9 protein-coding genes are annotated in these 12,612 nt (G+C 64.1%); all 9 read left to right on the top strand.

Translation table 11 applies throughout. The features are described from left to right. The first annotated feature begins 29 nt into the window (after positions 1 to 29). Positions 30 to 1,172 (top strand): hypothetical protein, encoded by a 1,143-nt coding sequence (locus AC1DPX_RS19305; RefSeq protein WP_477238869.1) that lies wholly within the window; start codon positions 30 to 32, stop codon positions 1,170 to 1,172. A gap of 188 nt (positions 1,173 to 1,360) precedes the next feature. After that, positions 1,361 to 4,720: a transglutaminase family protein gene (locus AC1DPX_RS19300; RefSeq protein WP_477238867.1), complete on the top strand. Its 3,360-nt coding sequence runs from the start codon at positions 1,361 to 1,363 to the stop codon at positions 4,718 to 4,720. Between the two features lie 6 nt (positions 4,721 to 4,726). Continuing rightward, positions 4,727 to 7,138, top strand: a complete 2,412-nt coding sequence (locus AC1DPX_RS19295; RefSeq protein ID WP_477238865.1) for a circularly permuted type 2 ATP-grasp protein — start codon at positions 4,727 to 4,729, stop codon at positions 7,136 to 7,138. 129 nt (positions 7,139 to 7,267) lie between these two features. Beyond that, the gene (locus tag AC1DPX_RS19290; RefSeq protein ID WP_202358107.1) at positions 7,268 to 8,152 is read left to right on the top strand and encodes a transglutaminase family protein; all 885 of its coding nucleotides are present in this window, start codon (positions 7,268 to 7,270) and stop codon (positions 8,150 to 8,152) included. Between the two features lie 146 nt (positions 8,153 to 8,298). After that, complete coding sequence (locus AC1DPX_RS19285; protein WP_477238863.1) at positions 8,299 to 9,237, top strand: glycosyltransferase family 2 protein; 939 nt, start codon at positions 8,299 to 8,301, stop codon at positions 9,235 to 9,237. A gap of 105 nt (positions 9,238 to 9,342) precedes the next feature. Further along, on the top strand, positions 9,343 to 10,434 hold the full coding sequence (locus AC1DPX_RS19280) for a DNA topoisomerase IB (protein WP_477238861.1): 1,092 nt from the start codon (positions 9,343 to 9,345) through the stop codon (positions 10,432 to 10,434). Positions 10,435 to 10,532: 98 nt separating this feature from the next. Further along, on the top strand, positions 10,533 to 10,907 hold the full coding sequence (locus AC1DPX_RS19275; protein WP_127275602.1) for a YciI family protein: 375 nt from the start codon (positions 10,533 to 10,535) through the stop codon (positions 10,905 to 10,907). Beyond that, a complete protein-coding gene (locus AC1DPX_RS19270) occupies positions 10,904 to 12,178 on the top strand; it encodes an RNA polymerase sigma factor (protein ID WP_202358110.1) in 1,275 nt (424 codons plus the stop codon). The genes AC1DPX_RS19275 and AC1DPX_RS19270 overlap by 4 nt, the downstream gene beginning before the upstream one ends. A gap of 180 nt (positions 12,179 to 12,358) precedes the next feature. After that, positions 12,359 to 12,612, top strand: a 254-nt coding sequence (locus AC1DPX_RS19265) for an aldehyde dehydrogenase family protein (RefSeq protein WP_477238859.1), incomplete at its 3' end; no start/stop codon positions are given.

The following is a 12,612-nucleotide window of genomic DNA, read 5'->3' as shown; positions in this document are numbered from 1 at the left end:
TTGTCTCTTCAGTTGCATTGGAGAAGGCAATGCCGTTGCGAAGTAGCGCCGATTGCATCCGCGAGGGGCTCAAGCGTCTTCGCGGCGAGCGTTTGGTGCAGAAGGATGGCTATCCGGGCCAATTCAGCTTCCACGGGGGTACATGGGTCTCCGGGAGCGAAGAGTGCCGCTTTTCGGTATACTCTGGGCACGACTGGACATTCCGTCTGAATTCCGGGGCTGTCCGCAAGATGTACGCTTGGGATGCCGGGCTGTTTTTCGGCGGCTCCCAGGGTGTTGTTATCTCCATTACCCGCTGGTTTGAGAAGATCGAGCATCCACGCCCGGCTCTCTCCCATGTCGAGGCCACTGCCGCATCTCGCTGGCTTGCTGCGATTGCTCGCCGGCTTAGCGAGTTCGCATTATTTCCAAGCTCCGCGCGACCTCTGCACACCAAGGTCGCTGCAGCGTATTGCTCGCATATCGCTGTCGAACGGATCAACTACACCGATCCGTTTCGGGCCAAGGTTGAAGGGCTTTCGGACTCGGATCTCGAAGATATTCGGGCGCTGATCGAGAAGCCGTTGCAGGATCTGTTATGGCGCAGCATCAAGGAAGTGCAGGTCAATGCAGAATACTGGCAGGGATTGACCGTTCCCGTCATTGCCGGCGAACTCCACTGGAATTGGCGAAAGCCAATGCCGGAACTGCTGGCGGTCCAGGATACGATCCTGGATTTCGTCCGAACCTTCACACCGGAACGCGCTACGGGCCGTCCGCTCTCACGCTATAGGGTCGAAACCAGTGAGCGCGATTACTGGTCTTCGACCGTGACCGTGGATAATGAACCGGATGTTCGGATTCAGATTCCGGTTGTCAACCGCGAAGATCCAAACATCTATGAAGTGGACGTCAGGATCGCCGGGATATCGTTTCCTGTAAGGATCGAGAGGTTGACCCCTGTCCCTCTAGAGGCAATGCCGTTACGTCCTGAAGGGGGGCCTCAATATCTTGAGTACCACCTTCTTTTTCACCCTCGCAGTGCCCGCTTCGCGGCTTTTCCCGAATCCCCGCAGGCTCTGACGCTGGAAATTGGTGACCGCGCGGCTGAGCACGTCAAGAACGCCTGGCTTGCAGTTCATCTTGAGAGGATGCGCAAATATGGCAGATTTGTCGATGTGTTGATCATCTAGGCTCAAATGGGCTGGCCCGTTCCACGACGGAGCAGGAGCCAATGGATGTCGCGAAGACCTTGCCAGGCGAAATTGCGCGGTCCTTTGCTGCTTAAATTAGGTGCACCGCAACATCTGTGCTTGGAGAATGGCCAGCAGATGTGTCAGGGTTCGGCGAATTCGTTTGAAACGCCGATCTCCGGGGCCCCATGGCAATTCTGGCAGCCGTCTACCATCTGACCCACTACAAATACGACCGGCCGGTGGTTCTCGGCCCCCAGATCGTCAGGCTACAGCCGGCGCCGCATTCCCGGACAAAGGTGTTGAGCCATTCGCTCAAGGTCGAGCCGGCGAACCACTTCGTCAATCTGCAGCAGGACCCTTACGGCAACTTCCTTGCCCGCTTCGTCTTCCCCGAGCCGGTGACGGAGTTGAAGATCGAGGTCGACCTCGTTGCCGACATGACGGTCTACAATCCGTTCGATTTCTTCGTCGAGCCGTCGGCCGAGACATTCCCGTTCGAATATCCGGAAGAGATCAGGGATGATCTCGCCATCTATCGGACGCCTGAGCCGGCAGGGCCGCTGCTCTCGGCCTTCCTCAAAACCATCGACACCAGCGCGAAGAACACCGTCAATTTCCTCGTCGACCTCAATGCGCGGCTGCAGCGCGAGATCGCCTATATCGTGCGCATGGAGACTGGCGTGTTCTCGCCGGAGGAAACGCTGGCCGCCGGCAAGGGATCGTGCCGGGATTCGAGTTGGCTGCTGGTGCAGATCCTGCGCAATCTCGGCATCGCCGCGCGTTTCGTCTCCGGCTACCTGATCCAGCTCAAGCCTGATCTCGTTGCGCTGGATGGGCCGGCCGGCACATCGGTCGATTTCACCGATCTTCATGCCTGGTGCGAGGTCTACCTGCCGGGCGCCGGCTGGATCGGCTTCGACCCGACGTCGGGCCTGCTCACCGGTGAAAGCCATGTGCCGCTTGCCGCCACGCCGCATTTCCGCAATGCGGCGCCGATTTCCGGCATGGCGAGCTTCGCCAATGTCGAATTCGGCTTCGACATGCGGGTCGACCGCATCGCCGAGCACCCGCGCATCACCAAGCCATTCTCCGACGAAAGCTGGCAGGCGCTCGATGCACTCGGCAACAAGGTCGATGCGGCACTTGGCGAAGGCGACGTGCGGCTGACGATGGGTGGCGAGCCGACCTTCGTCTCGATCGACGATTTCGAATCCGCCGAATGGAACACCGCCGCCGTCGGGCCGACCAAGCGCGAAAAGGCCGATGCGATGATCCGCAGGCTGCGCGAGCGCTTCGCGCCGGGCGGTTTCCTCCACTACGGTCAGGGCAAATGGTATCCGGGCGAAAGCCTGCCGCGCTGGACCTTCTCGCTCTACTGGCGCGCCGACGGCCAGCCGGTGTGGAGCGACCCGTCGCTGATCGCGCGCGAAAAGAGTTCGGCCGATGTCGGTCCGCAGCAGGCCGAAAGCCTGCTTACCGCGATCGCCGGTGAACTCGGCATCGACAAGACCATGGTCAGCGAAGCCTATGAGGATCCGGCCGAATGGCTGCTCAAGGAAGGCAAGCTGCCGGAAAATGTCGATCCGTCCAACTCCAAGCTGGAAGACCCGGAAGAACGCAGCCGCATGGCGAAAGTGTTCGAACGCGGGCTGACCAAGCCGTCCGGCTATGTGCTGCCCGTGCAGCGCTGGAACAGCCAGGCGTCCGGACCACGCTGGCGCTCGGAGAAATGGAAGACGCGGCGCGGGCGGCTGTTCCTGGTGCCCGGCGATTCACCGGTCGGATACCGCTTGCCGTTGGGCACGCTGCCCTATGTGCCGCCGGCGCAGTTCCCCTACATCGTGCCGGTCGACCCGTCGCTGCCGCGCAGCCCGTTGCCGGCACGCGAAGCGATCCTGCCCACCGCGGCGCCGGCCGAACTGGAAGGCGCCGACGAGATGGCGCGCCGCCAGCAGGCGGTGTCGTTCACCGCCGCGACCGGTCAGCAGGACCGGGTCGAACAGGAGATCACCGAGATCGGTGGTGCGGTGCGCACCGCGCTTTCGGTCGAGCCCCGCGATGGAAGGCTTTGCGTGTTCATGCCGCCGGTCGAGGCGCTGGAGGACTATCTGGAACTGGTCGCGGCCGCCGAGAATGCGGCAAGGGCGATCGGTCTGCCGGTCCATATCGAGGGTTATGGGCCGCCGCATGATCCGCGCCTCAACGTCATCCGCGTCGCGCCCGACCCCGGTGTCATCGAGGTCAACATCCATCCGGCTTCCAACTGGCAGGATTGCGTGGCGACGACCACGGCGATCTATGAGGAGGCGCGGCTGACGCGGCTTGGCGCCGACAAATTCATGATCGACGGCCGCCACACCGGCACCGGCGGCGGCAATCATGTCGTGGTCGGCGGCGCGACGCCCAATGACAGCCCGTTCCTGCGCCGGCCCGATCTGTTGAAGAGCCTGGTGCTGCAATGGCAGCGGCATCCATCGCTATCCTACCTGTTCTCCGGCCTGTTCATCGGCCCGACGAGCCAGGCGCCGCGCTTCGACGAGGCGCGTCACGATTCGCTCTACGAGCTTGAAATCGCCATGGCGCAGGTGCCGCATCCGGACCAGGGCGCGGCACCCTTGCCGTGGCTGGTCGACCGGCTCTTCCGCAACCTGTTGACCGATGTCACCGGGAATACGCACCGCTCGGAAATCTGCATCGACAAGCTGTTTTCGCCGGATGGGCCGACGGGGCGGCTGGGACTGGTCGAGTTCCGCGGCTTCGAAATGCCGCCCAATGCGCGCATGAGCCTGGCGCAGCAACTGCTTGTCAGGGCGATCATTGCGCGCGCGTGGAAGAACCCGCTCGACGGCCGCTTCGTGCGCTGGGGCACTTCGCTGCATGACCGTTTCATGCTGCCGCATCATGTCTGGGCTGACTTCCTCGACGTGCTCGACGACCTCAAGCTCAACGGCTTCGAGTTCCGGCCTGAATGGTTCGATGCGCAGCTCGAATTCCGCTTTCCGTTCTGCGGCGAAGTCCAGCACGCCGGCATCAAGCTGGAACTGCGGCAGGCACTGGAGCCGTGGCATGTGATGGGCGAGCAGGGCGCCATCGGCGGCACCGTGCGCTTCGTCGATTCCTCGGTCGAGCGGCTGCAGGTCAAGACCGAAGGCCTCAACCCGGAACGCCATGCCATCGTCTGTAACGGCCGCATCGTGCCGATGAAGGTCACGGATAACCGGGAAGTGGCGGTGGCGGGCGTGCGCTTCAAGGCCTGGCAGCCGGCTTCGGGGCTGCATCCGGCGCTGCCGGTCAACACGCCGCTGGTGTTCGACATCTATGACCGCTGGTCAGGAAGGGCGATCGGCGGCTGCGTCTACCATGTCGCGCATCCCGGCGGCCGCAATTACGACACCTTCCCGGTCAACGGCAACGAGGCGGAAGCGCGGCGGCTCGCCCGCTTCGAACCGCGCGGCCATACACCATCGGCCTATGTGCTGCGCGAGGAACAACCGGCGGAAGATTTCCCGATGACCCTTGACCTCAGGCGGCCGGCAAGACTCTGATCAGCGATGGCAAAGGGGAATCACAAAAGGATACGCGGCAAGCCGCAGATCCACAGCCTGCTGGAGCACTACCAGCCGATCGACGGCGTCGTCGACGAGATGGTCGACGCCGCAGGCGATCCCCGTCCGGTCTGGAAGCATTTCATCGAGGCGCTCGACGATCTCGGCGCCGAAAAGCTTGGCCAGCGCTTTGCCCGCGCCGACCAGTATCTGCGCGATGCCGGTGTCTACTACCGTGTCTATGACAAGGCTGGCGCCAATGAGCGCGAATGGCCGCTGGCGCATGTGCCGCTGCTTATCGAAGACGCCGAATGGGCGGCGATCAGCGCCGGGCTCGTGCAGCGCGCCGAGCTGTTCGAGGAAACCATCGCCGATATCTATGGGCGCAACCGGCTGATCGAAAAAGGCATCCTGCCGGCGGGATTGATCGCGGCCAGCCCCGAATATTTGCGGCCTGTCGTGGGTACCACGCCGGCCGGCGGCCATTACCTGCATTTCTGTGCCTTCGAGCTTGGCCGTGGACCCGATGGCCAGTGGTGGGTGCTGGGCGACCGTACGCAGGCGCCGTCGGGCGCCGGCTTTGCCCTGGAGAACCGCGTCGCCACGACGCGCGCGCTCTCCGATATCTATGGCGAGATGCATGTGCACCGGCTTGCCGGCTTCTTCCGTCGCTTCCGCGATGCGCTGATCGGCATGGCCAGGGAAAGCGAAGGCCGCGTCGCCATATTGACGCCAGGGCCGCTCAACGAAACCTACTATGAACACGCCTACATCGCCCGCTATCTCGGCATCATGCTGCTCGAAGGCGAGGATCTGACTGTTTCCGGCGGCAGGCTGATGGTGCGCACCGTTTCCGGCCTGATGCCGATCAGCGTGCTCTGGCGGCGCCTCGACGCCGCCTTCGCCGATCCGCTCGAATTGCGCCCGGATTCGCAGATCGGCACGCCGGGGCTGGTCGAGGCGATCCGCCAGGGGGCGGTGGCGACAGTCAACGCGCTGGGCTCGGGCCTGATGGAAACGCGCGCACTGCTCGCCTTCCTGCCCAAGATCGCGCGCGAATTGCGCGGCGAGGAGCTGCTCCTGCCGAGTGTCGCGACATGGTGGTGCGGGCAGGCGACCGAACGCGCCCATGTGCTTGCCAATATCGACCGCATGGTGGTCGGCCCGGCGCTCTCGACGAGACTTGCCTTCGAGGATGACGGCCAGACCACGCTCGGCTCGACGCTGTCGGCCGGCGAGCGGGCCGAACTGGTGGCGCGCATCGAACGCGATGGCGGCGCCTTCGTCGGCCAGGAAGCGGTGACGCTGTCGACGACGCCGGTCTTTGTCGGCGGCTGGCTGGAGCCGCGGCCGGCGAGCCTGCGGGTCTACCTGGCGCGCACGCCCGATGGCTGGACGGTGATGCCGGGCGGGTTCGCCCGCGTCGGCCTGTCGCTCGACCCGACGGCGATCGCCATGCAGCGCGGCGGCCAGGCGGCCGATGTCTGGGTGGTCAGCGACAGGCCCGTCGAGCGCGAGACGCTGCTGCCGCAAGAGGGCGACAGCTTCACCCGCACCAGGCCGGGCAGCCTGCCCAGCCGCGCGGCGGAGAACCTGACCTGGCTCGGCCGCTATATAGAGCGCTCGGAAGACACGGTGCGCATCCTGCGCGCCTATCATGTGCGGCTGGCCGAGACGTCCGATCCGGACATGCCGCTGCTGGCCGACATCAGGGACTATCTCGAACCGTTCGGCATCGACGTCTCGACGGCGATCCCGTTGGGGCTGATCGGCACACTCGACAGCGCCGTCTACAGCGCCGGACAGATCCGCGACCGCTTCTCGCCCGACGGCTGGCTGGCGCTGAAGGACCTGTCGAAGACCATCCATCAGTTCGCCAAGACGGTGGCGCCGGGCGACGACGCGACACGGGCCATGACCGTTATCCTGCGCAAGCTTGCGGGTTTCTCCGGCCTTCTGCACGAGAACATGTACCGCTTCGCCGGCTGGCGCTTCCTCGAGATCGGCCGGCGGCTGGAGCGCGGCATTCAGATCGCCCGCACGCTGTCCCGGCTGACCCGCGCCAAGGCGCCGGACGGCGCGCTCGACATGATGCTGGAGATCGGCGACAGCGTCATGACCCATCGCCGGCAATATCCGGTGCAGGCCGGCCGGCGCACGGTGATCGATCTTCTGGCGCTCGATCCGCTCAATCCGCGCTCGATCCTGTTCCAGTTGGAAAGGCTGAAGGCCGAGATCGGCCTGTTGCCGTCGGTCGGCGGCGAGGGTCACATGTCGCCGGCGGCCAAGGAGATCCTGCAGCTCAACACGGCCATCGCCATCAAGGAGCCTTCGGACATGACGGCAAAGGCGCTGGATGAACTCGCCTATGAAATCGGCGGTCTCTACAACAGCCTCGCCAAGGCCTATTTCGGCTAGAGCAATTCCAGGAAAAGTTTGAAACGGTTTTCCGTCCGGAATTGCGTCAAAACAAAGAGTTAGGCAGGTTGCGCAAAAGTTTCGCGCGGTTTTGCGACAGGAACCTGCGCCAGGACAGAAAAGTTTTGCATGCTTTACGACATCAGGCTTCATCTCCATTACGATTATGCCGCCGCGGCGGGCGGCGGACGCCACCAGATCCGCGTGCTGCCATCGACGATACCAGGCGTGCAGCGCGTCATTGCCGCATCGCTGTCCTTTGCCCCGGCGCCCAACGAGCGTTCGGATTTCTCCGATTTTTTCGGTAACAACGTCACCTCCATCGCCTTTCGCGACGCGCATGACGCGCTCGACATCAGGATGAGCGCCCGCGTTTCGGTGTCGCGGCCGGAACCCGGGCTCGACGTGTCGCCCGATATCGGGCGGCTGCGGCAGGAACTGGCCGCGGTGCGGTCGCTGGCGTCTGCCTCGCCGCACCATTTCCTGGCGGGAAGCGCTCACTCCGGCATCGATGCGGCGATCACCTCCTATGCGCGGGACAGCGTCGGCACCTCGGCCGCGGGAACGGCAATGGACCTGTGCAACCGCATCCATCGCGACTTCACCTATGACGGCGAGGCGACCACCGTGCGGACCCGGGCCAGCGATGCCTTCAAGCTGAAGCGCGGCGTCTGCCAGGACTTTTCGCACATCATGATCGCCGGCTTGCGCGGGCTCGGCATTCCGGCCGGCTATGTCAGCGGCTTCCTGCGCACCATACCGCCCAAGGGCAAGCCGCGGCTGGAAGGCGCCGATGCCATGCATGCCTGGGTCAAGGTCTGGTGCGGGCGTGACGCCGGCTGGCAGGAGTTCGACCCGACCAATGGCATGCGGGCCAGCAACGACCATATCACCGTCGGTTATGGCCGCGACTATTCCGACGTCGCGCCGATCGTGGGCGTGCTGAAAACCACCGGCGGACAGGTCGGCGAGCAGGCTGTCGACGTCATTCCGGTTGCGCTCGAGAAGGTATGAAGCGGCTGAAAAGCGCGAAGCGTTCCGCCATTGCAATTCTGGGTGGACGAAGCGACTTCTCAAACATAGAAGGGGCCGCTAATCTCCATTCGTTTCGAGGGACAGCCATTGTTGCTGCCAATGGGCGCGGGCGCGGGGTCTTGTAATTGAAAGCGGTCAGCGTCGTCATCCCTGCCTACAATGCGGCGGCCACTATCGCGACGACGCTGGCGTCGCTTAGCAGTGAGGCCGAGGTTATCGGCGAAGTCCTGCTGGTCGACGATGCGTCGACTGACAACACGGCCGATGTCGCACGGCAGGCGGCGGCGAAATTGGCTTTGCCGCTGCGTGTGCTGCCGGCCGAATGCCGCGACGCCGGCGCCGCCCGCAACGTGGCGCTGGCGCAGGCGCTCCATCCCTGGGTGTATCTGATCGACGCCGACGATCTGCATCTTCAGGGCGGATTGCGCGCGCTGCTGCGGCAAGCGGAGAACCAGCCGAAAGCCGGCATGATCGTTGGCGCCTACCGGCGGCGGGTGAATGGCCAGGATCGGCAGATCAAGGTTCCGAACGGCTATCAGGCTGCGTGCCTGGCAAATGCTTCGGCCTATGTGAAAGGCGACATACGCTCCGTCGCCGTGGGCAGCGTGCTGGCATCCCGGCAACTGATCGGCGATACGCGGTTTCCGGTGGGCCTTGCCTATGACGAGGACACGCTATTCTGGGCACGGCTGATGAGCAAGGCTTCGCTGGCCATGACTCCGCAACCCGTGATGGTCTATGAGGTTTCGCCGGCCCGCTCCGACGACCGCTTTGCAATCAACCCGGTGCGGCGCTTCCTGGAATGGCGAAGGGAATTGCGCACGCTCACCGATTGCGGCATCCCGGTTTCGGCGCTCAAGACCAGGGAAGGGCTCGTCGCCCTCAAGATTGCCCGCGTCCATTATGCGCGCGGCGACCTCGACATCGCGGCGCGCTTCCTGGCAGTGGCCGCGGCTGCGCCAAAGCGGCGCTCAGAAGCCTGGCGCTGCCTGCGCTACAGGCTCAAGCTCGCGGTGCGACGGCGGCTGTCGGCGCCACGGGTAGAACTGCAAGGCGTCTTGTAGTCGTAAGGTTCCGCCATTCGCGTATCGCGGCCAGCCGACTTTCGAGCGGGCGTGGAACCAGCAGTCGGCCAGCAGCTTATCTACGCATATTTGCGTGGAGCTTACATGCTGCAGAGATCCGGATTGTCGCTCAGCCGGTCGGCTGACGGGGATGTTGTGCCGAGGAACGGGGCGCAAAGCGCGGCCGAGCGCGCCGCGCTGACCTATGTCAGCGATGCCGAGCCTGGTATCCGCCGGCTGAAGACCAGCAAAGGATTTTCCTACAGGGGACCGGACGGGAAAGCGGTCTCGGATGCCGTCCGGGCGCGCATTGAGGCGATCGTCATCCCGCCGGCCTGGACGGATGTGTGGATCTCGCCTGATGCCGACGGGCATATCCAGGCGACCGGAAGGGATTTGCGGGGGCGCAAGCAGTATCGCTATCATCCGCAATGGGCCGAAGAACGCGACGGCGCCAAATATTCCAGCCTCGTTGCCTTCGCCGAGAGCCTGGCCAAGCTGAGGCGCACGATAGACAGCGATCTGCGCCGCCACGGCCTGCCGTTCGAACGTGTCGTCGCCGCCGTCGTCTGGCTGCTCGACAACACGATGATCCGCGTCGGCAATGCCGCCTATGCGCGCGACAACAAAAGCTTCGGCCTGACGACGTTGCGCGACCGCCATGTCGATATCAAGGGATCGAGCCTGCGCTTCGCCTTCAAGGGCAAGTCCGGCAAGGAATGGAAACTGAAACTGGTCGATCGCCGCATCGCCGGCATCGTGCGGGGTGCGCAGGATCTGCCCGGCCAGAAACTGTTCCAGTATCTTGACGGGGACGGCAACAGGCGCCCGGTCCGCTCCGACGACGTCAACCGCTATATCAGGGACGCCGCCGGCGATGCGTTCAGCTCCAAGCATTTCCGCACCTGGGGCGGCACCATCCACGCCGCGTCGCTGTTTGCACAGACGGAACTGCCCGAAAGCCAGACACAGCAAAAGCGGGTGATGAACAGCGTCATCGACAAAGTGGCCGAGCGGCTGGGCAACACCCGTGCGGTCTGCCGCAAATGCTATATCCACCCGCAGGTTTTCGAGGCCTGGTCGCAGGGACGGTTGCTGGCCGAAATGGCGGAGGCCAACAAGCGCAAGCGGTCCATGGAAGGTCTCGATGACGAGGAAGCGCTCGTGTTGAGATGGCTGAAAAGGCACGAAGGGTGACGCGCAACAATTGGCGGTCGCCATGTCAGATTTTTTTATCGACGCCGTGTCGGGATCGGTCATACTGTTTCGTCCTTTGATACAGAAAAGGACCAGCCATGCTCTACGCCATACTCTGCTATGCCTCCGAAGACGTCGTCAGCTCCTGGAGCAAGGCGCAGGACGACGAAGTCATGGCCAATCTCCTCAACGTTCAGGACAAGTACGCAAAGGCCGGCCGGCTTGGCCCGGTGGCGCGGCTTTTGCCGACGACGGCGGCGACGACGCTGAGGAAAGTGAAAGGCGAATCGGTCGTCATCGACGGGCCATTCGCCGAGACCAAGGAGCAGTTCCTCGGTTTCTACACGCTCGAATGCGCCGATCTCGACGAGGCTGTCGAATTCGCCCGTGAGCTCTCCGAGGTCAACCCGAGCGGCGGCTCCTACGAAATCCGGCCGGTCTCGGTGTTCAATCCCACCGGTGTTGCCGTATGACCGAACTTGCCTGGATCAGCTCCGCGATCAGCGCCGCCCGCCCGCAGGCAATGGGCGCGCTGCTGCGCTATTTCCGCGATCTCGATACGGCGGAGGAAGCTTTCCAGGATGCCTGCCTCAGGGCGTTGAAGAACTGGCCGCAGAACGGGCCGCCGCGCGATCCGGCGGCCTGGCTGATCTTTGTCGGCCGCAACAGCGGCATCGACGCGGTGCGCAAGCGCGCCAAGCAGGCGCCGATGCCGGAAGAGGACCAGATCTCCGATCTGGAGGATGCCGAGAGCGACATCGCCGAGCGGCTGGACGGCGCGCATTACCGTGACGACATATTGCGGCTCTTGTTCATCTGCTGCCATCCCGATTTGCCGGCGACGCAGCAGATCGCGGTCGCGCTGCGCATCGTCTCCGGTCTCACCGTCAAGCAGATCGCGCGTGCCTTCCTGGTCGGCGAAAGCGCCATGGAGCAGCGTATCACCCGCGCCAAGGCACGCATCGCCGAAGCCGGTGTGCCGTTCGAGACGCCGGGCGCTGTCGAGCGCTCCGAGCGTCTCGCCGCGGTGGCGGCAATGGTCTACCTGATCTTCAACGAAGGCTATTCGACCAACAGCGGCGAGGCACCCGCCCGCGCGCCGCTATGCGAGGAGGCGATCCGGCTCGCCCGGCTGCTGCTGCGGCTGTTCCAGACCGAGCCGGAGATCATGGGGCTGACGGCGCTGCTTTTGCTGCAGCATGCACGCGCGCCGGCCCGCTTCGACGAAGACGGCGAGATCGTGCTGCTCGAGGACCAGGATCGCGGCTTGTGGAGCCGCAAGATGATCGACGAGGGGCTGGCGCTGGTCGACAAGGCATTGCGCCATCGCAAGCCGGGTCCCTATCAAGTGCAGGCTGCTATCGCCGCTTTGCATGCCCGGGCAGAGAAGGCCGAGGACACCGACTGGGTGGAGATCGACCTGCTCTACGGGCTGCTCGAACAGATGCAGCCGTCGCCCGTCATCACGCTCAACCGCGCGGTGGCGGTGTCCAAGGTGCGCGGCCCGGAAGCCGCCCTTGCCATGATCGAGCCGCTGGAGCCGAGGCTGTCCGGCTATTTCCACTTCTTCGGCCTCAAGGGCGGGCTTTTGATGCAGCTCGACCGGGGCGAGGAGGCGCGTGTCGCCTTCGACCGGGCCATCGCGCTTGCCAACACGGCGGCGGAAGCGGCCCATATCCGCATGCATATCGACCGGCTGATGAAGGACGGCGCCGTGCGCGTGCCGGCGAAAAAGGCCAACTGAGCCACGTTTGCCCATCTGGCTCAACCGTGTCACCAGGGCTTAGACCATGCCGGGGTGGCGATTTTCCCTCGAAACGAGTAAGGCCACGCCATGACTGTGCCTGAGGTGCCTTCTCGGCGCGCGGGCGAATGGCGCGAGGCGTTGACCCGACGCCATATGATGACTCTGAAAGGGACAAAAATGACCATAGCGAAGGAAACGACCGAGCTTCTGGCGAAACTGGGTGTGGCCAAGGACACGCTTGTCGGGGGCGACCTGATCGTGCGCAGCCCGGTGACCGGCGAACAGATTGCGGCGCTGAAGACCATTTCGCCCGCCGATGCGGCCAAGACCATCGATGCCGCGCACAAGGCATTCCAGTCCTGGCGGCTGGTGCCCGGCCCGAAGCGCGGCGAACTGGTGCGGCTGCTCGGCGAGGAATTGCGTGCCCACAA

It is taken from the genome of Mesorhizobium sp. 01N446 (assembly GCF_056399285.1).
The sequence above is the reverse complement of the archived record's forward strand: the minus strand, read 5'-3'. Positions and strand labels throughout refer to the sequence as shown.